The sequence below is a fragment of the Pandoraea eparura genome, from assembly GCF_902459725.1.
GTDB classification, from domain to species: domain Bacteria; phylum Pseudomonadota; class Gammaproteobacteria; order Burkholderiales; family Burkholderiaceae; genus Pandoraea; species Pandoraea eparura.
In genome coordinates this window covers 1-23,118 of the sequence record NZ_CABPSH010000004.1, presented here as the reverse complement: position 1 = coordinate 23,118, position 23,118 = coordinate 1, and the positions used below count along the sequence as shown (strand labels likewise).

At 65.2% G+C, this 23,118-nt stretch carries 20 protein-coding genes and 1 pseudogene; 5 read left to right on the top strand and 16 right to left on the bottom strand.

What is annotated here, in order from left to right:
* Positions 1-2 precede the first annotated feature (2 nt).
* The 9 genes from PEP31012_RS10765 to PEP31012_RS10725 all read right to left on the bottom strand — a co-directional run bounded on the left by PEP31012_RS10765 (position 3) and on the right by PEP31012_RS10725 (position 10,742).
* The gene (locus PEP31012_RS10765; protein WP_150589351.1) at positions 3-884 is read right to left on the bottom strand and encodes a DUF4118 domain-containing protein; all 882 of its coding nucleotides are present in this window, start codon (positions 882-884) and stop codon (positions 3-5) included.
* Positions 885-1,059: 175 nt separating this feature from the next.
* Entirely contained in the window at positions 1,060-1,878 is an 819-nt protein-coding gene (locus PEP31012_RS10760) for a M55 family metallopeptidase (protein ID WP_150589350.1), read from the bottom strand.
* Between the two features lie 24 nt (positions 1,879-1,902).
* Positions 1,903-3,054 carry a DmpA family aminopeptidase gene (locus tag PEP31012_RS10755; RefSeq protein WP_425494947.1) on the bottom strand — a complete coding sequence of 384 codons (1,152 nt, stop codon included), beginning with the start codon at positions 3,052-3,054 and terminating at the stop codon, positions 1,903-1,905.
* A gap of 20 nt (positions 3,055-3,074) precedes the next feature.
* A complete protein-coding gene (gene gsiD, locus PEP31012_RS10750) occupies positions 3,075-3,983 on the bottom strand; it encodes a glutathione ABC transporter permease GsiD (protein WP_150589349.1) in 909 nt (302 codons plus the stop codon).
* Between the two features lie 10 nt (positions 3,984-3,993).
* A complete protein-coding gene (gsiC, locus tag PEP31012_RS10745; protein WP_150589348.1) occupies positions 3,994-4,914 on the bottom strand; it encodes a glutathione ABC transporter permease GsiC in 921 nt (306 codons plus the stop codon).
* A 98-nt stretch (positions 4,915-5,012) separates the two neighbouring features.
* Positions 5,013-6,572, bottom strand: coding sequence for a glutathione ABC transporter substrate-binding protein GsiB (gsiB, locus tag PEP31012_RS10740; RefSeq protein ID WP_150589347.1), 1,560 nt, complete (start codon positions 6,570-6,572; stop codon positions 5,013-5,015).
* A gap of 123 nt (positions 6,573-6,695) precedes the next feature.
* Positions 6,696-8,618, bottom strand: a complete 1,923-nt coding sequence (locus PEP31012_RS10735; protein WP_150589346.1) for a dipeptide ABC transporter ATP-binding protein — start codon at positions 8,616-8,618, stop codon at positions 6,696-6,698.
* A 91-nt stretch (positions 8,619-8,709) separates the two neighbouring features.
* Positions 8,710-9,666: an isoaspartyl peptidase/L-asparaginase family protein gene (locus PEP31012_RS10730; protein ID WP_150589345.1), complete on the bottom strand. Its 957-nt coding sequence runs from the start codon at positions 9,664-9,666 to the stop codon at positions 8,710-8,712.
* Positions 9,663-10,742, bottom strand: coding sequence for a MurR/RpiR family transcriptional regulator (locus PEP31012_RS10725; RefSeq protein WP_150589344.1), 1,080 nt, complete (start codon positions 10,740-10,742; stop codon positions 9,663-9,665). Before PEP31012_RS10725 ends, PEP31012_RS10730 begins: the two co-directional genes overlap by 4 nt.
* A 429-nt stretch (positions 10,743-11,171) precedes the next feature.
* Here PEP31012_RS10725 and PEP31012_RS10720 point away from each other — a divergent pair, with 429 nt between their 5' ends.
* A complete protein-coding gene (locus tag PEP31012_RS10720; protein WP_150589343.1) occupies positions 11,172-11,564 on the top strand; it encodes a hypothetical protein in 393 nt (130 codons plus the stop codon).
* Here the strand turns inward: PEP31012_RS10720 and PEP31012_RS10715 are convergent.
* The 3 genes from PEP31012_RS10715 to PEP31012_RS10705 form a co-directional block, all read right to left on the bottom strand.
* Positions 11,538-12,095: a YggT family protein gene (locus tag PEP31012_RS10715; protein WP_150589342.1), complete on the bottom strand. Its 558-nt coding sequence runs from the start codon at positions 12,093-12,095 to the stop codon at positions 11,538-11,540. The two genes, PEP31012_RS10720 and PEP31012_RS10715, sit on opposite strands and share 27 nt — an antisense overlap.
* 64 nt (positions 12,096-12,159) lie before the next feature.
* Entirely contained in the window at positions 12,160-13,284 is a 1,125-nt protein-coding gene (locus PEP31012_RS10710; RefSeq protein ID WP_150589341.1) for an enoyl-CoA hydratase/isomerase family protein, read from the bottom strand.
* 119 nt (positions 13,285-13,403) lie between these two features.
* Positions 13,404-14,537 (bottom strand): acyl-CoA dehydrogenase family protein, encoded by a 1,134-nt coding sequence (locus tag PEP31012_RS10705; protein WP_150589340.1) that lies wholly within the window; start codon positions 14,535-14,537, stop codon positions 13,404-13,406.
* A 440-nt stretch (positions 14,538-14,977) separates the two neighbouring features.
* Between PEP31012_RS10705 and PEP31012_RS10700 the strand changes: the two genes are divergently transcribed.
* The 3 genes from PEP31012_RS10700 to PEP31012_RS10690 all read left to right on the top strand — a co-directional run bounded on the left by PEP31012_RS10700 (position 14,978) and on the right by PEP31012_RS10690 (position 18,597).
* Positions 14,978-16,639: an AMP-binding protein gene (locus tag PEP31012_RS10700; protein ID WP_150589339.1), complete on the top strand. Its 1,662-nt coding sequence runs from the start codon at positions 14,978-14,980 to the stop codon at positions 16,637-16,639.
* Between the two features lie 35 nt (positions 16,640-16,674).
* Positions 16,675-17,442, top strand: a complete 768-nt coding sequence (locus PEP31012_RS10695; RefSeq protein WP_150589338.1) for a 3-hydroxyacyl-CoA dehydrogenase — start codon at positions 16,675-16,677, stop codon at positions 17,440-17,442.
* Between the two features lie 144 nt (positions 17,443-17,586).
* Complete coding sequence (locus PEP31012_RS10690; RefSeq protein ID WP_150589337.1) at positions 17,587-18,597, top strand: AraC family transcriptional regulator; 1,011 nt, start codon at positions 17,587-17,589, stop codon at positions 18,595-18,597.
* A 37-nt stretch (positions 18,598-18,634) separates the two neighbouring features.
* Here the strand turns inward: PEP31012_RS10690 and PEP31012_RS10685 are convergent, their stop codons facing one another.
* A complete protein-coding gene (locus PEP31012_RS10685) occupies positions 18,635-19,450 on the bottom strand; it encodes an IclR family transcriptional regulator (RefSeq protein WP_150589336.1) in 816 nt (271 codons plus the stop codon).
* Between the two features lie 727 nt (positions 19,451-20,177).
* Here PEP31012_RS10685 and PEP31012_RS10680 point away from each other — a divergent pair.
* Positions 20,178-20,573 carry a transposase gene (locus PEP31012_RS10680; protein WP_150589335.1) on the top strand — a complete coding sequence of 132 codons (396 nt, stop codon included), beginning with the start codon at positions 20,178-20,180 and terminating at the stop codon, positions 20,571-20,573.
* A gap of 165 nt (positions 20,574-20,738) precedes the next feature.
* Here the strand turns inward: PEP31012_RS10680 and PEP31012_RS10675 are convergent, their stop codons facing one another.
* From PEP31012_RS10675 to PEP31012_RS10665, 3 genes and pseudogenes are all read right to left on the bottom strand, one after another.
* On the bottom strand, positions 20,739-21,842 hold the full coding sequence (locus PEP31012_RS10675; protein WP_150589334.1) for an NAD(P)/FAD-dependent oxidoreductase: 1,104 nt from the start codon (positions 21,840-21,842) through the stop codon (positions 20,739-20,741).
* Positions 21,843-21,956: 114 nt separating this feature from the next.
* A complete protein-coding gene (locus PEP31012_RS10670; RefSeq protein WP_150589333.1) occupies positions 21,957-22,889 on the bottom strand; it encodes an electron transfer flavoprotein subunit alpha/FixB family protein in 933 nt (310 codons plus the stop codon).
* Between the two features lie 14 nt (positions 22,890-22,903).
* Positions 22,904-23,118 (bottom strand): annotated as a pseudogene (locus tag PEP31012_RS10665) (electron transfer flavoprotein subunit beta/FixA family protein); the annotation flags it as partial.

Below are 23,118 nucleotides of genomic sequence, written 5' to 3'. Positions count from 1 at the left end.
GGTCAAGCCCCGCCGGAGACGACGGGCGTCTCAGTGACATCGCGCGCATTGGCCGCCGGGGTGAGCGTGTGCAGTGGCGCGACCGGACGCACCGCCGGCCCCGCATGCAAGCGCAGAATCACATACGTGCCAACGTGCGCGCGGAAATACTGTAGTTCGCAATGGCACATTTCGTAGCCGCCGTCACGCGTGCGGATGCGAAGATTGTGCGCACCATGCTGGGGGCGCTCGCCGTCGGCAGCAAATAGCCCGGCCAGACGCTGGGCTTCCTCGGGATGAAGCAGGGCTCGCAGCCCCTCGCGCTTGACAACCTCCGGAGCGACACCCGTCGCCCGGCGGAAATGCTCGTCGATGTATTCGTAATGCGCGGCCGGATTGGACAGATAGAAGATCGTATCGAGGTGCTTCGTGAGATACGTCATCAACGCGTTGCCCAGTTGCACCGAGTCGGACAGGAGCATGCGCTCGTTCTCTGCACGCAGCAGCATCTCGTAGCGCGTCTGTGCGACCTCCGCGATCAGCTCGGCGCGATACTGGGCGCGCCGCAGGCGCTCGATCAGCACAACGGCAAGCGGCGTAATCAACAGAAAGCCGGAGACAATCAGCACGTCGCGCCGGTCGAACTGGGCGATGTCGCGAAACGGCGGCACGAAGAAGAAGTCGAAAATCGGGATGCTGATGATCATGGCCATGATCGCCGGCCCGAGTCCCCATGTAAATTCGACGATGATGACGGCACAGGTAAAGAAAATCCCCGGCATCGAGTGATCGAGCACCGGATGCAGCAGGCTGCGAACGAGAAACGCAGCAAAGACCACGAGCAACGCGCCGACGTAACGCCTTGCGCCGGGCTCCGCCCAACGTCGGGCGTTTCTGATATCCATGATTCCTCGCCCGGACCTGCCGGCGCTCAATAATCCAGGCGGCACCCAATAGTGCGGCGCCTCTGTTACCAAATATTACGGATTATCGCACGCCGGGTCTTGACATTCCCAGACGGTGAACCCTGATTCAGTGGCAACTCAACAACACGCGGCGGGAGGACGCCGCGCGCGAGGCTCAGCGCAGCATGAACGACATTGCCGAAAGGCAGTTCAATATCCGCACCGCCGCCTCGACGCTGGGAGCGACGAACTGGAGCGTCACGCCGTCGACGCGCTCGAGCGTCGGCCACTGGCAAAAGAGATCGGCCAGCGCGGTGGTCTGCGCCTGCAGCCGCACTTCGACGGGCGTCTCGACCCGGTAGGCATGCCAGGTGCGCGAATCCGCGAGCGATGCCTTGGCGGCGTCGCGAATCAGGTCGCACGACTGGCTCGGGTTGAGCGTCATGCCGCTGCCTTGCCCCCAGGCGGCCTTCGTCTGCACGTAATGCGCATGGGGGAAGATCAGTTGCGTCTCCTCGCAGAAAACGTCGTCACCGCTGGCCATGACCATCGGCACGCCGCGTTCGCCGGCAAGCGCGCCGTACAGCATGGCTTCGCTCGCTTCCACGCCCGCCAACCACACGCGGGCGAAGGCAAAGCTGTTGATCGTATGCGCCAGGATCCCGGCGCTCTGCGCGCGGCTGTGGTAACCGATCATGAACAGCGCATCGCAGCCGGCCTCGACCCCGGCCACCATGCCGAGATAACGCGGCTTGCCCAGCACGAGGCGCGCGCGCGGATCGAGTTCGTCCGGCAACAGGTTGCGAAATCCGCCGTGCGAGTCGTTGACCATCACTTCGGTCGCGCCGCCCGCAAACGCGCCTTCGACGGCCGCGTTGGCCTCGCGCGTCATCCAGCGGCGCGCACGTTCGTATTCGCCGTTGCCCGCCCGGGTCTGTTCGGCGTGGAAGACGCCCGCGACGCCTTCGATATCGGTAGAGATCAGGATTCGCATGATGTCGGCAATGTCGTGAAAGGCTTACAGCGAGGCCCAGTCGGGCAGCACGTCGGCAAGGGCACGGCGCACGTGCCCATCGCGCCCGAGCACCGACTCGGCGGCAAAGAGCGCGTGCAGGATCGCCTGCTCGGTGGCGTCCGCCGTGGCTTGAAAAATCGGATCGAGCAAGGGGTCCGGCACGAGCGCGACGGGGGCGATGCAGCCCGTCGCGTCATGCGCCACCGTATAGCCTGTGGTGAAGGCGAGCGCCACGTCGCCGCTGCCGTGGCCATACACGGACCCGGTGCGCGCCAGACCGGCGCCGGTACGCGTGGCGACGCGGCGCAACTGGCGCGCATCGAGCGGTGCATCGGTGGCCACCAGCATGATGATGGAGCCGCGCTCGGGTGCGGCGCTCAGCGCCGGCGCCGCCAGACGCGTGTCAAGCACCGGCCCGACATGACGTCCGGCAATCGTCAGTTGCGACGGCCGGCCGAAGTTCGACAACACGAGCACGCCGACGGTAAAGGTCGCCCCGGCCGTCTCCGCCACGCGCGACGCGGAGCCGATTCCGCCCTTGAGGCCGAAGCTCGACATGCCGCGCCCCGCGCCGACCGCCCCCTGCGCGACGTCGCGCGATGCGTTTGCCAGCGCCTGCGTATAGTGCGCCTCGGTCACGGCAAATGCCTGCATATCGTTGAGGTAGCCGTCGTTGCATTCGAGCACGGTCGGATTGAGCGACGGACTGCCACGGCCAATGTCGCGATTCGCCGCGATCGCCGCGCGCAACTGGCCAAGCACCACGTGGCTGACGGAGAACGTGTTGGTGAGCGCCACCGGGGCCTCGAGCACGCCGAGTTCGTCGATCTGCATCAAACCGACGCTCTTGCCAAAGCCGTTGATGACGGCCGCCGCCGCCGGAATCTTGGCGCGAAACGGATCCCAGCCAGCGCCGGGTGCGCCCGCCGTGGCTGGCACGCCCGCCGCGCTGCCGCCCACGTCGGCGGGCGTCGGGCACACCACCGTCACACCGGTCTGCACCGGCCCTTGTGCGAGCGTGACATGACCGACGTACACGCCCGGCACGTCCGTGATCGCGTGGCGCGGCCCGGCCGGCAGGTGCCCCACGTAAGGTGCGCCGAACAAGGCGTCGCGCGGCGGCTTCAATGGCGTCGGTGGCGTCGGTGACGTCATGGAGCGCTCCTGCGGGGCCATCAATGCCGATCGAGCTTCGGATCGAGCGCGTCGCGCAGGCCGTCGCCCAGCAGATTGAACGCGAGCACGGTCAGGAAAATGGCCAGGCTCGGGAAGATGGCGATGTGCGGGGCGTTGACCATGTCCGCACGGGCTTCGTTGAGCATCGCCCCCCACTCCGGCGTGGGCGGCTGCGCGCCCAACCCGAGGAATGACAGACTCGCGGCGGTGATGATCGACGTGCCGATACGCATCGAGAAGTACACGACGATGGACGACACCGTACCCGGCAGGATGTGCCGCATGATGATGGTCCAGTCCGACGCGCCGATGGAGCGCGCCGCCTCGATGTATGTCAAATGCTTGAGCACCAGGGTGTTGCCGCGCACGAGCCGCGCGAAGGCCGGGATCGAGAAGATGGCGACCGCGACGATCACGTTGATCATGCCGTTCCCCAGCACGGCCACCACGCCGATGGCGAGCAGAATGCCCGGAAAGGCGAAGAGCACATCGGAGATGCGCATGACGATGCGATCCCACCAGCCTTCGTAGTAGCCCGCGAGCAGCCCGAGCACCGTGCCGATCACCGCGCCGAGCGCGACCGAGCCGAACCCGGCGGCCAGCGAAATGCGCGTGCCCGCGAGCACGCGGCTGAAGATGTCGCGTCCCAGCGAGTCGACGCCGAACCAATGCGTTGCCGACGGCCCGGCGTTCAGGGCGTCGTAATCGAAGTAGTTCTCCGGATCGAACGGCACGAGGTGCGGCGCGAGGATCGCGATGACGACCAGCGCCAGCACGAACGCCCCGGCGACCATGGCGATGTGCTGCTTCTTGAATTTGCGCCAGAACTCGCGCCACGGCGTGCGCACGCGCGTTTGGCTGGCGGATGCCGCGGTGGTGGCGGCCGTAGTCGATTGACCCGCGTTCATGATGCGTGCCTCACTTGTAGCGAATGGTCGGGTTGATGACGGCGTACAGCACGTCGACCACGAGGTTGATCAGAATGAACTCGAGCGAGAACAGCAGCACCAGCGCCTGGATCACCGGATAGTCGCGCATCTCGACCGAATCGATCAGCAGGCGCCCGAGCCCCGGCCAGTTGAAGACCACCTCGACGACAATCGACCCGCCGAGCAGGAAGCCGAACTGCAAACCCATCATCGTAACGACAGGAATCATGGCGTTGCGCAGCGCGTGCTTGAACACCACGCGCATTTCATTGAGCCCCTTCGCGCGCGCTGTGCGCACAAAGTCTTCGTGCAGCACGTCGACGAACGCCGAGCGGGTGAAGCGCGCCATCACGGCCGCCACTGCCGCGCCGAGCGTGATCGAGGGCAGGATGTAGCTCTTCCACGAATCGGCGCCCATCGTGGGGAGCCAGCCGAGCTGCACCGAGAAAACCTGCATCAGCAACATCCCCAGCGCGAAGGCTGGGAACGAAATACCGGAGACGGCGAACGTCATGCCCAGCCGGTCGGGCCAGCGGTTGCGCCACACGGCCGAGGCCACCCCGAGGCCCATGCCGATGATCACCGACCAGATCATGCTCACCAGTGTGAGCCACAGCGTCGGCATGAAGCGGCTGCCGATCTCTTCGGAGACCGGTTGCTTGCTGCGCATCGACAGCCCGAAGTCGCCACGCACCGCGTGCGTGATGAAGTTCGTGAACTGCGTGAGCAACGGCTTGTCGAGGCCGAGATCCTGGCGCACCAGCGCCACGGTCGCCTCGTCCGCCTGCGGGCCGGCCGCCAGACGCGCCGGGTCACCCGGCAACATGTGCACGAACGCGAACACCAGCACGGCCACGATCAGCAGTGTGGGAATCAGGCCGAGCAGGCGCTTGAGAGAGTAATTGAGCATCGCAGTCTTGCCGAACGTCTTGCCAAACCATGTCTTGCGGTAAACCGCGCCGCCAGCCATGGCCGGCGGCGCGGGCACGTCACACTTGCGCGCGGCGCTTACTTCATCGAGATGTCGGTGAAGTTGAACGAGCCGTCAGGCATCGTGTAGACGCCCGACAGGTTCTTGTTGCGCGCGTACAGCAGTTTTTCCGTCACGAGGAACGCCCACGGCGCGTCGTTCCAGATCTTCTTCTGGGCATCGGTGTAGAGCTTGGTCTTCTCGGCGCGGTCGGTCGTGAGCAGCGCCTTGTTGAAGTCGGCATCCACCGCATCGTTCTTGTAGTACGCCGTGTTGAACAGCTTCGGCGGGAACGACTCGGAGGCCAGCAGCGGACGCAGCGCCCAATCGGCTTCGCCCGTCGACGACGACCAGCCCACGTAGTACATACGCACCGGTGCCTTGTCGGGATCCGGGGCCGACTCGACGAGATCGACACGCTGACCGGCTTCGAGCGCGCGCACCTGCGCCTTGATGCCGACCTGCGCCAGTTGCTGCTGCACGAACTGAATCACCTTCTGCGCGGTGGTGTACGTGTATGCCGACCACAGCGTCGTCTCGAAGCCGTTCGGGTAGCCGGCTTCCTTGAGCAGTTCCTTGGCCTTGGCCGGGTTGTACGGCCACGGGCCGGTCTTGGCGGCGTAATCGACCCCCTTGGGCACCACGCCGTCGGCCGGCGTTGCGTAGCCTGCGAAGGCCACCTTCACCAGGGCTTCCTTGTTGATGGCGTAGTTGATCGCCTGACGCACGCGCACGTCGTCAAACGGCTTCTGGCGGGTGTTCAAGCTGATGTAGCGTTGGATGATCGACGGGCCGGCGATCACATCGACCTTGCCGCTGGCCTTCAGCGTGGCGGCCTGCTCGTACGGCAGCGGGAAGGCGAAACTGGCTTCGCCCGTCTGCATCACGGCGGCACGCGTGTTGTTGTCGACAACCGGCTTGAAGGTGATCGTGTCGACCTTCGGATAGCCCTTCTTCCAGTAGCCGTCGAACTTCTTCACCTTCACGTAATCGGTGCGGTTCCATTCGACGAACTCGAATGGGCCGGTGCCGACCGGGTGCGAGGCGATGTCCTTGCCGTACTTCTTGAGCGCCTCGGGCGAAATGATCACGGCCGACGGGTGCGCCAGCGTGTTGATGAACGGCGAGAACGCCTCCTTGAGCGTGAACTTCACCGTATGCGGATCGACCACTTCCGTCTTGGCGATTTCCTTGTACAGGTTGTAGCGCTTGAGCTTGTTGTCCGGGTTCGTCACGCGGTCGAAGTTCGCCTTGACGGCGGCGGCGTCGAAGGTCGTGCCGTCCTGGAACTTCACGCCCGACTTGAGCTTGATCGTGTACACGAGGCCATCCGGCGACACCGTGTAGCTATCGGCGAGCACATTGATGAGCTTCATGTCCTTGTCGAAGCCGAACAGGCCCTCGTAGAACGACTTGGCAACGGCCTGCGACAGCGTATCGTTGGCGTCGTACGGATCCATCGTCGTAAACGTCGACTGCACGGCCATCACGACATCCTTGGCGGCGAACGCCGGGGCGGCACCGAGCACCGCGGACGCCATGGCAACGGATGCGATCGCGGTTTTCCAGCGAGCGCCCAACAAAGCGTTTTTCGACATCTGTCTTTCTCCTTCTTGTCTGACGGGGTCGCCGCGAGCGAGTCTTGCGACTGCGTCCCTTGGCGGGCATTGTGGTTACAACGAGAACTGCAACTGGGGACTGCCTGAGCTACTGAATCACGATCAATACATGCCGGCGACGCGGTGGCGCGCCACGAAGTGCCCCGCGCCGACTTCCACCAGCGGCTGCACCTGCGGTTCGTCGCCGACCGCGCGGATCGGGCTGGGAATCTCTTCGGTCAACAACTCGCGCTTCGCATGACGACGCGTCGGATCGGCAATCGGCACCGCCGACATCAGCTTCTTCGTGTACGGATGCTGCGGGTTCTCGAAGATCGCCCGGCGCGGGCCGATCTCCACGATCTGCCCGAGGAACATGACCGCCACCCGATGACTGATGCGCTCAACCACCGCCATGTCGTGCGAGATGAACAGGAACGCGATGCCGAATTCCTTCTGCAGATCGAGCATCAGGTTGATGATCTGCGCCTGTACGGAGACGTCGAGCGCCGAGACGGATTCATCCGCGATCACGACCTTCGGCTTCAGGGCCAGCGCCCGCGCGATGGCAATGCGTTGACGCTGTCCGCCCGAGAACTCATGCGGATAGCGCTGGGCATACTCGGCCGGCAGTCCGACCCGCTCCAGCAGCTCGGCCACACGCTTCTCGGCCTCGGCCCCGCTGGCCACGCCGTGCACGAGCAGCGGCTCCATGATCGAGAAGCCCACCGTGAGGCGCGGGTCGAGCGAGGCAAACGGATCCTGGAAGATGAACTGGATGTCGCGACGCAACCGCTGCAGGGCGCGTCCGGCGAGGTCATGGATCGGCTTGCCGCCGAACTCGATGGAGCCGCCCTGGCTGGCGACCAGCCGCAGCAATGCGCGCCCCGTCGTGGACTTGCCACATCCTGACTCGCCCACGAGACCCAGCGTCTCGCCCGGATACAGATCGAAACTCACGCGCTCGACGGCGTGCACGCGCTGCTTCACGCCACCAAAGAAGCCCGACGGCACATCGAAACGCGCGACCAGATCCTTCACCCGCAGAATCGGGCCGGCATCGGTCTTGACCGGCGGTTGCGGCGTTTCCGGAACGGGCTTGACGTCGGCCGCAGCGTCGTAGCGCAGCAGCGGAAAACGCGCCGGCACATCGGTCCCCTGCATCGAGCCCAGACGCGGCACCGCGGAGAGCAGCGCCTGCGTGTAGCGCTCGCGCGGCGCTTCGAATATCTCGCGCGACGGCCCCTCTTCGACCGGGTCGCCACGATGCATGACGAGCACGCGATCGGCCACTTCCGCCACCACGCCCATGTCGTGCGTGATGAACACGACGCCCATGTGCATCTCGTCTTGCAGCGCACGAATCAGTTGCAGAATCTGCGCCTGAATCGTCACGTCGAGGGCGGTGGTAGGTTCGTCGGCAATCAGCAGACCCGGCTTGCACGACAGCGCCATCGCGATCATGACGCGCTGGCGCATCCCGCCCGAGAGTTGGTGCGGGAAACGGTCGAGCACGCGGCGCGCCTCGGGAATGCGGACGAGTTCGAGCATTCGCAGCGCTTCGGCGCGTGCGGCGGCGGTGTCCTTGCCCTGGTGCAGGCGGATGGATTCCGCGATCTGCTCGCCCACCGGGAACACCGGATTGAGCGAGGTCATCGGCTCCTGGAAGATCATCGCCATGTCCGCGCCGCGAATGCTGCGCATGGTGCTGCCGCTCGCGCGCGTGAGGTCAACGAGTTGGCCATTGCGGCGGCGCATGACCATCGAGCCTTGGGCGATGCGTCCGCCCCCGGTCTCGACAAGGCGCATGGCGGCCAGCGAGGTCACCGACTTGCCGGAGCCCGACTCGCCCACGATGGCGAGCGTCTCGCCGCGGTCGACATGGAAGGACAGGTCGCGCACGGCCGTGACCAGGCGCTCGGACGTCGCGAACTGCACGGTAAGGCCGCGCACGTCGAGCACGCGCTCGTCGGGCAACGAAATCGTAGGGGTTGTCTTGCGCTCTGCCACGCCTGTCCTCGCTAATCTTCGCTTGCTGGTCTGCATCTTGATACGGCGTGATGCCGGGTGATACTCGGTGATACTGATTGATGCTGCGGGTCAGGTCAATGCGGCCCGGACCCTGCGCCTTCGCGCGTTACTCGTGAATGGCCGTCACGGGCACCTCGCCCACACGCGCCACGCCGCGATACATCCCCTCGGTATTGAAGGGCAGCGCGACGTTGCCTTGCGCGTCCACCGCGATCAGGCCGCCTCGGCCCTGCACGCGCGGCAGACGCTCGCGAACCACACGCTCGGCGGCATCGGCGAGCGACAGGCCCGCGTAGGCCATCAGCGCGCCCACTTCGTAACACGCCACGGTACGGATGAACGCCTCGCCGGTCCCCGTCGCCGAGACGGCCGCCGTCGCATCGTTCGCATAGCAGCCGGCGCCGATGAGCGGCGTGTCGCCAACGCGGCCGACCGCCTTGTTCGTCATGCCCCCGGTGGACGTCGCCGCCGCCACGTGTCCGCGCATGTCGCACGCCACGGCGCCTACCGTCCCGAACTTGGTGTCCGGATCGATCGGCTCCTTCTTGAGCGGCATGTCGTGATCGAGCGCGACCGCCGCGTCGGCCAACGCGCGCTTCCACTGGGCGTAGCGACCTTCGGTAAAGAAATACCCAGACTCGACCAGTTCAGCCCCATTGGCCGCGGCGAAAGCTTCCGCGCCCTCGCCCACGAGCAACACATGCGGGCTGTGCTGGAGCACCGCGCGAGCGGCGAGAATCGGGTTGCGCACGCGATGTACGCAGGCGATGGCGCCCGCGTCGAGCGTGGCACCGTCCATGATGGACGCATCGAGTTCGTGCGTGCCCTCGTGGGTGAACACGGCACCGCGCCCCGCATTGAAGCGCGGACAATCTTCAAGGTGACGCACCGCCTCGGAGACGGCATCCAGCGCCGAGCCGCCCGCGGCGAGCACGGTCTGGCCGGCGCGCAAGGCGTCGGCCAATGCCTCGTGATAAGCCTTGATTTCTGCCGGCGAGGTGTCGCGACTGATGGTTCCGGCACCGCCATGAATGGCGATGACCGCACGTTGGGCGTGACTCATGAGGCGTTGTCCTTTCTGTCCTGATGGCCCGGCACGAGGCGGGGCGTGGCCCCTGAGGCCGGGTTCGGTTGGCTTTGCGGCGTGACGCTGACGGCCGCGGCGGCGCTCGTCAAGGCCTTCGCCGCGGCACTGACGGCCGTCGTGCGTTGTGGCGTGTCGATGCGCGCCGGCACATTCGCCAGGCGGCTTGGGGCCAACGACGCCGAATCGAGCCACGGCAGCAGAAAATCGGTCAGTTCGGTCGCGCGATCGACGGCGTGTTTGGCGCGTTGGGCGACGGCGTCGCACAGCGCGTCGATCATCGCCAGCACGCTCGCTTCGGAGTTGCTCGACAGACGCGGCTTGCTGCGCACGAAGATCACGATGTCGCCAAGCGGCGCCAACGGTGACGTCGGGCTGTCGGTGAGCACCATCACGGGCACGCCGCGTCCGCGCAGGCGTTGGCAAAGCGTGATGGTGTCCGTGACATAGCGCGGGAAGGCGAGCGCGATCACCAGGTCGCCCTCGCGCAGTTTGAAAAGTTGACGCGCGGCATGCGTCGAGCCGCCCGCCCCAACCACCGCCTGCACGTTCTCGCAGTACGGATCGAGACCGTGATGCAGCAGGCCGGCGAGATAACCGCTCGCGCCCAGCCCCAGCACGTAGATGCGACGCGCCTGCAGGATCGCCTCGACGGCGCGCTCGCAGGTGGCGGCATCGAGGGCACGACGCGTCCATTCGAGGTTCTCGGCGGCCTGCGCCAGCGACGCGGCCATCACATCGGCGCTGGCGCTCGCCTGCGCCTTGCTCGTGCGCAGGCTTTCGATCGGTGCCAGCGTCGCCTCGAATCCACGCACCATCGCGGCCCGGCATTGCGGATATCCATCGAAGCCGAGCGCGCGAGCAAAGCGATTGACGGTGGCCAGCGACACGCCGACGGCATCGGCGAACTCGTCGATGCGCATGGTCGCTGCACGAAACGTGTTGTCGAGCACGAACGCCGCCATGCGCTGCTGCGCGGGCGTCAGATCGGGCATGGCACGCACGATGCGCTCGGTGAGCGGCAAATCGGCAGGCAACGAATCGGCGTCGGTCATGGAACGATGCGGTCTATGGGTGACGAAGAAAGTATATTTTCATTGGCACCCCGTCAAAAGAAAAAAAATAGTTCAAATGACCCGCAGACGTCCAAGGACTGCCCCCGAGTGTCGCGCAACCCCTGTCAAAACAAGGGGGCAGCCCGACATGAGGACGTAAAAAGCGGGCATACTAGGGGAAACCCGTATTTCCGAACTTGCCGCACGCTTCGCGATCCGATGTCAGGCGTACGGCGTCGCCACACGGCCGTATGCGATCGACGTGAATCGCCAGACGGCACCATCACGGCACCATCACGGGAGCGTCGCGGGACCGCCTGCGGCGACGGGGTCGGAGGCGCGTCGTAACGTGCGGTAAACATGGCGTAGCCGAGGCCTTACATTTGCCCGGTACGCTGACGTGAAGCCTTCGCCTCAAGGAGCCTGTCAATGCTGAGCCCGCATGAAATCGCCACGCTGTTGCTGGCGGCTGCATCCCTCGGCCCGATCGATGCCGACGCACTAGAACCCCCGGACCTCGCTGCGCTGGAGCAAGCGCACCTGGTCCATGTGAACGTCGACGAGGGACAAACCAAAGTCATCGTGACCGAGAATGGTCGCCGCGTGTTGCACCGTCTGGGGCTGGCGCGCCCGGTGGGCAAGCGTGCGGAATCGCCGCGTCCGACGATGGCGAACGCGCGGCGCGTGGATCAGGCACAGAGAAGTGACTTGAGCGGACAGCCGACGTCAACGGGATTGCCCGTCGACGCGACCGCCGGTGAGTTGCGGCAGGCAGCGACGCTGCCCGCCGATGCATCAGAGCGTCGCGAAGATTTGGCTTAGGCGCGCGAGCACGATCAGCAGGATCTGCATCAGCAAGAACAGTCCCAGCGGCGACAGATCGAAGCCGCCGACCATCGGGATGACGCGACGGATCGGGCGCAGCAGCGGGTCGAGCAAGTGCTGGAGGATCGGCATGGCGGCCGCACGCGGATTGACCCACGACAGCACGGCCATCAACAGCGTCATCCACATCACAAGGTTGGCGCCCCACTTGGCGACCAACACCAGCGCCACCAGCAAGCCTCGCGGGAACACCGCGACCGGCGATACCCCCACGACGGCAGTGATCAGCACCAGGTAGACGACGGCGCACAGCCACGCGGCGATCAAACTTGCCCAGTCGATGCCGCCAACCCCCGGCACGATACGCCGCAGCGGCAGCACCATCCAGTTGGTGAACTGGAACACCCCTTGCGAGAGCGGATTGCGCGGTGGCAACTGCGTCGCTTGCATCCACACGCGCAACAGCAACAACGCGCCGAACAGCGAGAAGACGAGGTCTAGTAGTAGACGGGCAATATCGACAAGCATCTGGACTCCAACGGATGGTGCGGTGCCCCGCAAAGCCGGCATTGTCGCATGCGTTTACCCGAGTTCAACGATCTCCCAGTGCTTTCAAGGGATGCGCGCCGTCCGACCACGGTGAGACGAAGAAGGCCTCGACCTGCGCCCGCGGGACGTCGGCAATCGTCGTATATCGCCAGCGCGGCTGCTTGTCCTTGTCGATCAGCAGTGCCCGAACGCCCTCAACGAAATCGCCTGACGCGAACGCGTGATATCCCAGCACCAGTTCCATGCGAAACGCGTCGGCCAGATCGAGCCGACGGCCCTTCGCCAATTGCCGGTCGGTCACGCACAGGCTCAGTGGCGAGCGCTGCTGCAACAACGCGAGCGTGTCGACGGCCCAAGGGGTCTGCGCGTCGCTGGCAAGCGACGCCACGATGCCCGGCACGTCGATCGCGCTGAAATGCCTGTCGAGGGTGGCCCGCACGTGCGCCAACGGCGCGGCGTCGGTCCACGTGCGCCCCAGCGGGAGGATGACGGATCGAAGCTGCGCCAGCAGATCCGCGGAAGCGGGGGCGTTCTCCGGCCAATCGAAATGCACGAGTGCCGCACGCAATTGCTGGGGCGCGTCCCCTTCAAGCCAGACATCGGCGAGTCCGCAGTACAAGGCGTCGGCCGCGGCGATGGTCGCACCGGTCAGACCGAGATAGCGCGCCAGCGTCAGGGCCAGATGCCCGAGGAACCAACTGGCGCCGACGTCCGGGAACAGGCCGATGCCCGTCTCCGGCATCGCCAGCCGGGTGCGGTCCGTGACGATGCGCAGCGTCGCCCCTTGCGCGACGCCCATACCGCCCCCCATCACAATCCCGTCGAGCAGCGCGACGTATGGTTTCGGATACCGGTGGATCAGATAGTCGAGACGGTATTCGTCGATAAAGAACGCCTGGTGATCGCTCATCCCGTTCACGCGGCTGTCATAGAGCGCCCGCACGTCGCCGCCTGCGCAGAACGCCTTTTCGCCCGTGCCTTCGATCAGCACGGCCCGTACAGCCGGGTCGTCGGCCCACGCATTGAGCTGGCGCCACATCGACCGCACCATGCCGTGCGTGATCGCGTTCAACGCCCTCGGCCGGTTCAGGGTGATGATGCCGAATCCGTTGACCACGTCGAACAACACTTCGTCTTGCGCCTCGATGGCGCGCTCATGCTGACTCACTCCCCCTCCCCCTTGATCAGGCGGCACCGATCGTTGCCACCAAGCGCATCACCTCGTCGCCGTATCGTTCGTCGGTTCGTCGGTTCGTCCGCTCGTCCGTCACGTTTGCCGTTTCGCGATCAGTCCAACGCGCGGGCGATGACCTGACGCTGAATCTCGCTGGTACCTTCGTAGATCTGCGTGATGCGCGCATCCCGGTAGTGACGCTCCACCGGATAGTCCTCGAGATAGCCATAGCCGCCGTGAATCTGGATGGCGTCGGAGCACACCGACTCCGCCAGCTCCGACGCGAACAGCTTGGCCTGCGACGCCTCGGACAGGCATGGCAATCCCTGCGTGCGCAGCGCCGCTGCGTGCAGGATCAGAAATCTTGCTGCGTTGATGCGCGTCGTCATGTCGGCGAGCATGTTCGCAATACTCTGATGCTCGCGAATCGGCTTGCCAAACTGCTGGCGCTCGCCGGCATACTGCAGCGCCGCCTCGAACGCCGCCCGCGCCACCCCCAGTGCGAGCGCCGCAATGCCGATGCGTCCGCCTTCGAGATTCGACAACGCAATCTTCAATCCCTGCCCCGGCTCGCCAAGCAACGCGTCGTCGCCCACTTCGCAGTCGATCAGGGTGATCGGGCAGGTGTCCGACGCCCGGATACCAAGCTTGTGCTCCGGATGCCCGACCTCGAACCCCGGCGTATTCGTCGGCACGATGAACGCCGAGATGCCACGCTTGCCGGCCGCAGGATCGGTCACGGCGAACACGATGGCGACGGCGGCTCGTTTGCCGTTCGTCACGAACTGCTTGCTGCCGTTGAGCACCCACTTGTCGCCGCGACGCTCGGCACGCGTTCGCAAATTATTGGCCTCCGACCCGGCCTGCGGCTCAGTCAGGCAGAACGCCCCGATCTTCCGGCCGGCGGCCAGATCCGGCAGCCAGCGCTCGCGCTGAGCGTCGGTGCCGAATTTCAGAATCGGCGAGCAGCCCACGGAGTTGTGAACGGACATCATCGTGGCCGTGGACGCACAACCGACGGCGATTTCCTCCATTGCCAGGGCATACGCCGTGTAATCCGTGTACGAGCCACCGTACGTCTCGGGCACCATCATCCCCAGCAAGCCGAGCTCGCCCATTTGCGCGACCATGGCGTCGGGCAACGCGCAGTCGCGGTCCCACTGCGCGGCATTCGGCGCAAGCTGCTCACTGGCAAACGTGCGCGCCATGTCGCGAATCATGCGTTGGTCTTCGGTATAGAAATCCATGTTCTGTCTCCCGCACCCTGACATTATCCAAAGGGATCGCCAGCACCCGTGCTTTGTCGATGGCTTCAGTGTAGGGATCGCGCCGCGTTGGCACCATAGCCAAAAGCGGCAAATTGCATGAGCGGAATTGCCATCGGAAAAGGCCGACGCCGCCCTCGGCAAAACCCTCAATAGGGCATTCGACCCCGCGCCGCCTTGCCCGGCGGGGTACCTCGTCACCCCGCAAGTCCCCACCGCCAGAGTGGATAAATCCCTCACGAACCTTGACCCGTTTGGGCATTGCGTCCCGCCGACGCCACGCATTAGGATGAATTTCGCCAATGCCCCGTGAGCGCCGCGTCCCGATCAAGACGGCGCCCGGGCGGTCTGCGATGCACGCCCGAACGCTTTCATCATAGGCGCGCGGCTGCGGACCGGCATCCGACTACAGGAGACGACCCATGACTGCGGACTACGCGGACACCTACCGCGCGTTTGACCTCGACGCCACCGTGCGCACCACGCTTGCCGGGCATCTGGACGCGATGAACGCGTGCGTCGAGTGCTGCGACCGTCACGCGCTTCCCGGGCGCATCGCCCTGTTCTGGGAAGGGAAAGACGGCACCAGCCAGACGTGGACGTTTCGCGAATTACAAACGCGCTCCGCACGCTTTGCCAATTTCCTGCGCGAACAGGGCGTGCAGCCCGGCGACCGCGTGAGCGGGCTGTTGCCGCGTACGCCCGAATTGCTCGTGACGATTCTCGGCACCTGGCGCGCGGGGGCGGTGTATCAACCGCTCTTCACGGCGTTCGGGCCGAAGGCCATCGAACACCGGCTGCACAGTGCTCAGAGCAAGCTCGTGGTGACCGACGGCGCCAATCGACCCAAGCTCGACGAGGTGGTCCACTGCCCGCCGGTCGTCACCGTCAGCGGGCCGCGCGGCCAGGGGGTGCGCCAGAGCGACTTCAGCTTCTGGCATGAGGTCGAGCAGCACGCCCCCGACTTCGCGCCCGTGATGCGCCGCGGCGACGATCCGTTTCTGATGATGTTCACCTCGGGCACGACGGGTGCCGCCAAGCCGGTCATGGTGCCGTTGCGCGCGATCATGGCGTTCGTGGGCTATATGCGCGACGCCGTTGATCTGCGACCGACCGACGCGTTCTGGAACATTGCCGATCCGGGGTGGGCCTATGGCCTTTACTATGCGGTGACGGGCCCGCTCGCGATGGGCATTCCCACCACCTTCTACGACGGCCCGTTCAATGTCGAGAGCACGTACCGGATCATCCAGAAGCTCGGCATCACGAATCTGGCCGGCTCGCCGACCGCCTTTCGCCTGCTGATCGCCGGCGGCGACAAGACAGCCGCGCCCCTGAAGGGACAGTTGCGCGCCGTGTCCAGCGCCGGCGAGCCGCTCAACCCGGAGGTCATCCGCTGGTTCGCCGAGCACCTCGGCGTGACCATTCATGACCACTATGGTCAGACGGAACTCGGCATGGTCGTCTGCAACCATCACGCGTTGGCCCATCCGGTGCAGGCCGGGACCGCCGGCTTCGCGTCACCGGGGCATCGCGTGGTTGTCCTCGACGACGAGGGCCGCGAGTGTCCGGTCGGCCAGCCGGGCGTACTCGCCCTCGATCGACGACAATCGCCGTTGATGTGGTTCACCGGTTACTGGGAGCGGGAGACGCCCGCATTCGTGGGCGAGTACTATCTCTCCGGAGACACGGTCGAGCGCAACGAGGACGGCAGCATCAGCTTTGTCGGACGCAACGACGACGTCATTACGTCGGCCGGGTATCGCATCGGACCGTTCGATGTCGAGAGCGCGCTGATCGAACATCCCGCGGTCGTTGAAACGGCCGTGGTCGGCAAGCCGGATCCGGAGCGTACCGAACTGGTCAAGGCGTTCGTCGTGCTGCATTCGCAGTTCGCGCCGACGGACGCGCTCGCGCAGGCGCTTCAGGCGCATGTCCGCCACCGCCTGTCCACGCACGCCTATCCGCGTGAAATCGAATTCGTCGCCGAACTGCCCAAGACACCGAGCGGCAAGCTCCAGCGTTTTATCTTGCGCAACCAGGAAATCGCCAAGGCCGCGCAGTCGTCGGCCAGCGCGGCCTGAGCGTCAACACGCTTTTCTTTCAGAGATCGCAGCCCATGCAAATCAAGGATCGTGTCTTTCTCGTCACCGGCGCATCGTCGGGTCTCGGTGCGGCCACCGCACGCATGTTTGTCGACGCGGGCGCGAAGGTCGTGCTCGGTGACATCAACGCCGAGGCCGGTGCCCAACAGGCCAGTGCACTGGGCGACGCGGCCCGTTTCGTCGCCACCGACATTACCCGCGAAGACGACGTGCAGCGCCTGGTCGATACCGCCAAAAGCGCGTTCGGCCGCCTGAACGGCGTGGTCAACTGCGCCGGTCTCGTCATGGGCGAGCGCATTCTGGGCAAGCAAGGCCCACACCGGCTCGACAGCTTTGCCCGCATCGTCAATGTGAATCTGATCGGCACGTTCAACGTGCTGCGCATTGCGGCCACGGCGATCGCCGAGGGCGATGCCGACGCCGAGGGCGAACGCGGCGTGATCGTCAACACGGCATCGGTCGCCGCGTTCGACGGACAGATCGGGCAGGCCGCCTACGCCGCCTCGAAGGGGGGCGTAGCCGCACTGACGCTGCCGGCCGCGCGCGAACTAGCGCGCGTTGGCGTACGCGTGGTGACGATTGCGCCGGGCATCTTCGAAACGCCGATGATGGCCGGCATGACGCCCGAGGTGCAGGCCGCGCTGGGCGCATCGGTGCCGTTCCCGCCGCGCCTCGGCCGTCCGTCGGAGTATGCCGCGCTGGTGCGCCATATCGTCGAGAACGTCATGCTCAACGGCGAAGTGATTCGTCTGGACGGCGCGCTGCGCATGGCGCCGAAGTAAGTCATCGCCGGCATCGCCATGGCGCGCCGCACGCGAAAATCGGAAAGGGCCGATCCCGTTTTCGGACGGCCCCGGAAGCGTCGTCAGGGGTCGCACTGCTAGAATCGGTGCGTCCCCTTGCTACGATGTTCCGTTTCGCGACGCATGGAAAAAGGCAGCATTTCAATACATTTCGTGATCAACGCGTTGGCACATGTCGAGCGGCTCGGCGGCGATCCGGTGGCATTGCTGCATGGCGCCGATATCGCCCCATCGCTGCTCGCGCATCCGCAAGCCCGCGTCTCGGCGGATCGATACGCGCACCTGTGGCGGTTGATCAGTGTCGCGCTAGACGACGAATTCTTCGGGCAGGATTCACGCCGCATGAAAGTCGGCAGCTTTGCGATGTTGTGTCACACCGTCGTCGCCTGCCGCACGCTCGATCAGGCGCTGCAACGCGCAACGCGCTTCATGGAACTGTTGCTCGACGATCTGGCGGTGCATCTGGTCCGCGACGGCGCGCTCGCCCGGCTCGAAGTGCATGAACGTGACGACTCGGAGTCGCCACGCATCTTCGGGCACGAAACGCTGCTGATCCTCTTCTATGCGCTGACTTGCTGGCTGATCGCGCGGCGCGTGCCGTTGAGCACGGCCTACTTTTCATTTCCCGAGCCGGTCTACAGCGATGAGTATCGGACGATGTATTCGCCGCGGCTGGTTTTCCATGCGGCACACACGGCCATCGAATTCGATGCTGCATGCCTGGACTTGCCGGTGGTGCAGAACGACGCCTCCGTGAAGGAATTTCTGCGCGCGGCGCCGGGCAACATCATCCTCAAGTACAAGAACACGAAGGGTATGGTCGCACGCGTGCGGCGGCGATTGAAGACGATGCCGACCGATAGCTGGCCGGCCTTCGAAGCGCTGGCGGGCGAGTTCCACACCACGCCATCGACGCTGCGCCGGCGCCTTGAGGAAGAGGGCCAGTCGTATCAATCGATCAAGGACCAATTGCGGCGCGACCTCGCGATTCACGCGCTATGCCACACGTCGAAGCCCATGCTGGAGATCGCCCTGTCGCTGGGCTTTGCCGAACCGAGTGCGTTCTTTCGGGCATTCCGAAAATGGACGGGAGCGCGTCCCGGCGACTATCGGCGTCAAACCGTGACGGCGTAACGCCGACCTCGCCGCTCACGCGGTGCGCGCTTTCGCCTTACTTCGTCGCCGCTGACGGCGCTGATGCGCGATCCGAGCGGTAGTTGAGTTTGTGCGAGAGTTCGTCCGCGGCAGATACGACCTTCTCGACAATGCCGCTCTCGAGCAGATCCGCCTCTACGCGCGACTGAGGAATCGTCACGCTGATCACGGCGACGATCTGTCCGCGATGATTGCGCACGGGCGCCGCAATCGTCGAGATGTTCTGCTCGAAGAAGGCCTGGCTCATGCTGTACCCGCGGGCGATGTCGTCCTGGACCACGCGATACAACGCGTCCACGGTCGTTGGCGTGTGGGCCGTGTAGGCTTCGAGCTTGGGTTCCGGGTAAAGCTGCTTGAGCGCCGGCAGCGAGTAGTCGCCGAGCAGAATGTGCCCGACGACAGTCGCATGGGCGGGCAGGCGCGTGCCGACCCGCACCGATCCGAACACGAGGTCGCGACTGGCCGCCTTTGCGACAAACACCGCATCGCGCTGATCGAGAATCAGGATATGACTGGAGAACCCCGTGGCATCGCGCAGCTTCTCGATGACCGGTGTGCCCAGATCGGTCAGTTCGAGCGAATTCAGATACTCGAACCCTAGGCGCAGCACCGCCACGCCCAATCGATAGTGACGATCGTCCCCGGCCTTCTCGATGAAACCTTCGGCTTCGAGGGTCTGCAACAAACGGAAGACCGTCGAGCGTGGGATGCCAAGACGCCGCGCAAGGTCGGCCCCGGCCAGCACGGGCTCGCGCGCCGAGAACGCCATAAGAACGCGCAGCCCGCGCTCAAGGCCCGGGACGGAGTATTTGTTATCGCTGTCGTTGCTCATGCCGTTTGCGCACATTGGCGCCGACCGGTGTGCGGCGCTTGCGCGCAACCGATAGACGATATTCATCGAAGGCGCACATTATAGGCCACGGGCCTGCCGTCCGGCCATGACGAATCGCCACGCGGCGACCGGGACACTTTCTCACGCGACGAGATTCGGTTGCACCTCCGGCGCGCGAAGTTGCGCCCCGTCTCGCGTCATGGTGCCCTATCGGGGCGCAAGCGAGCACCCATCTTGGGCGATCCGCCGGTGGCATGGGCAATGCACCGCAATGGGGGTAATTCCGAAGCGCGTCGACGTGCACTTTTTGTCATCATCTCGGTTGCAAGCTTGACAAGCTGGCGCATGTGGAGCGAGACACTCTGGCCGGGGCCGAGAATAATAAACGATCCGGACTGGCCAACAGGCACGTATTCCTTTTCTCCTGACGCTTTTGCGATTGCCTATCCCAATAGCCACCCAGGAGCTGCGCCCACCTGCCAAGTGGGCGTTTTTTTGCTGGTCAAACGCTCACATCGCAGTGTGGTTCGCCCCGCCCGCGGCGTTCTTCATAAGAGAACCCGATGCTCTGGCATGCTTGTTGCTTGTATTTCCAGCATCGGGGAACGACGCCGCCTTGGCCGAGGTTTCACGGATAAGCACCTACCGGATTGCCTCGGTACCTGCCAGATCGTGAAGCTCGGACTCGCCCCCTGCGGCGCCTCCGTTTGTTTTGGGTCGAGGTGTTATGTTTACTGAACTGAGCGACGTTGAATGGCACGCCCTGCGTGATCTGATTTGTGACCGTCCGGTCCGTACGGAGCGGCGCGGCCGCCCTCAAGTCGAGCAGCGCACGCTGACCAATGCTGTCTTGTGGGTGCTGTTTACCGGCGAGAGCTGGTCCAAGCTGCCCATGCAGTACCCCTCCGTACCGACTTGCCGACGCAAACTCAATGAGTGGCGCGAATCGGGCATGCTCGATACGATCCTGAAGCGCCTGCAACAATCGGGCCGCGACATCAGCGCCTGCGCGGGTCAAGTCAGCAAGCCCACGCGCAGCACGCCCTGCGGCGACACCGATCGCCTGCGCGGGGTGTTCTGGACCAACCCGGCCTCGTGGAAGCCGCCGGTTGCCGTGCGCTGATCGGCAACCCCACCACGCCCACCCTCACAACGTTCTTTGTCCGACAGGCATGCCGCGCAACGCTCGCGGCATTGTTGGACCCGCATGACAGGGTTAGCCGGATAGCCGCCCAATGCGTGAGCGTTGACCGCCGGTCACCTCTCGCGTTTGTTGCCAGGGCTTACGTCAAAGCGCCGCGCGCACCGCTTCGGCAATCGCGAGTGACGCCGTCAGCCCCGGGGACTCGATACCGAACAGGTTGATGAGGCCCGCCACGCCATGCACCGCCGGCCCATCGATACGGAAGTCTGCCGTCGGCTCGCCGGGGGCGCTGATCTTCGGTCGAATGCCTGCATAGCCGGGCTGCAGCGCGCCGTCCGCCAACGCGGGCCAATAGCGCCGCACCGCCGCGTAGAAGCCTTCGCCATCCGCGGCATTGACCGTGTAGTCGATCTCGTCGACCCATTCCACGTTCGGACCAAAACGCGCTTGCCCCCCGAGATCGAGCGTCAGGTGCACGCCCAGCCCGCCCGGCTCCGGCACAGGATAGATCAAGTGCGAGAACGGCGCGCGCTGCGAACAGGTGAAGTAGCTCCCCTTCGCGAAATAGCGCTGCGGAATGTGTTCGGGGGAGAGCCCGTCGAACGTGCGCGCGACGTCCACGGCGTGGAGCCCCGCGCTGTTGACGACGGTGTTGGCGAGCAGTGTCGACGTGACGCCCGCCGTGTCAATCTCCAGCGCGATACCGTCGGCGTGCCCCACACGGGCGCCGACGACGCGCGCGTCGAACGCGAGCATGGCGCCGGCGTTCTGCGCATCGCCCTGCAAGGCGAGCATCAGTCCGTGGCTGTCCACAATGCCCGTTGACGGGGACAGTAACGCACCAAACGCGTGCAACGCTGGTTCGCGCTGGGCGACTTCGCTGGCGGTGAGCCATTGCAGATCGTCGACGCCGCTGGCACGCGCGTTGGCGGCAATGGCCTCGAGTTCGCTCATCTGGCGCTCGCTGGTCGCGACGATCAGCTTGCCACAGCGGCGATGCTCCACGCCGTGCGACGCGCAAAACGCATACAGGCGGTGCTTGCCCTCGACGCACAGCGCTGCCTTGCGCGAGCCGGGCGGGTAGTAAATGCCACCGTGAATGACTTCGCTGTTACGTGAACTGGTGCCGGTGCCGATCGCACGCTCGGACTCCAGGATGACCACTTCGCGCCCGGCCATGGCCAGGGTCCGCGCGACGGCCAACCCCACCACGCCCGCGCCGATCACGACGCAATCGACTTTGTCCATCGCTGTTCCTTCGTTTCTTTCCGATTCGCATGAAGACGCCGCACCGTCGCCGGCCGGCCTCTTCATGCGGATCGGCTGCGGGAGTCGATCCCGCAGCGTCACTTCAGGACTCGCTTACAGCGCGCCCGTCAGCTCCGGCACCACCGTGAACAGATCGCCCACCAGACCGTAATCCGCCACCGAGAAGATCGGCGCTTCCGGATCCTTGTTGATCGCCACGATCACCTTCGAATCCTTCATCCCCGCCAAGTGCTGGATCGCCCCCGAAATGCCCACCGCCACGTACAACTGCGGTGCCACGATCTTGCCCGTCTGGCCGACCTGGTAGTCGTTGGGCACATAACCCGCGTCGACCGCCGCGCGCGAGGCGCCCAGCGCCGCGCCCAGCTTGTCCGCCAGCGGCTCAAGCACCAACGCGAAGTTTTCGCCGCTTCCCAGACCCCGGCCACCCGAGACGATGATCTTCGCGCTCGTGAGTTCCGGACGGTCCAGCTTCGTCACTTCACGACCCACGAACTGCGACAGGCCAGCGTCCGGCGTCGCCGCCACGGCTTCCACCGCTGCACTGCCACCACTTGCCGCAACGGGATCGAACCCCGTCGAGCGCACCGTGATCACCTTCACCTTGTCCGCGCTTTGCACCGTCGCAATCGCGTTGCCCGCGTAGATCGGTCGCTCGAACGTGTCGGCGCTGTCGACCTTCGTGATGTCCGAAATCTGCGCCACATCGAGCAGGGCCGCCACGCGCGGTGCGATGTTCTTGCCGTACGCCGTCGCATTGGCCAGGATGTGCGTGTAGCCGCCGGCGATCGACACCACCTCGTCGGCGATGTTCTCGGCCAGGCCGTCACCGAAGTACGGCGCGTCGGCCAGCAGTACCTTCTTCACGCCCGCGATCTGTGCCGCGGCGTCAGCCGCCGCCTTCGCGTTGTGGCCTGCCACCAGCACGTGCACGTCGTCGCCGCATTGCAGCGCCGCCGCCACCGTGTTCAGGGTCGCCGCCTTGATCGATTGATTGTCGTGTTCAGCAATTACAAGAATGCTCATCTCGTCGTCTCCCCTTAGATGACCTTGGCCTCAAGCTTCAGCTTGTCGACGAGCGCTGCCACGTCCGCCACCTTCACCCCTGCACTGCGCTTGGGCGGCTCCACCACCTTGAGCGTCTTCAGGCGCGGGCTCACGTCCACGCCCAGATCCGCCGGCTTGACCGTCTCCAGCGGCTTCTTCTTCGCCTTCATGATGTTGGGCAGCGTCACGTAACGCGGCTCGTTCAGGC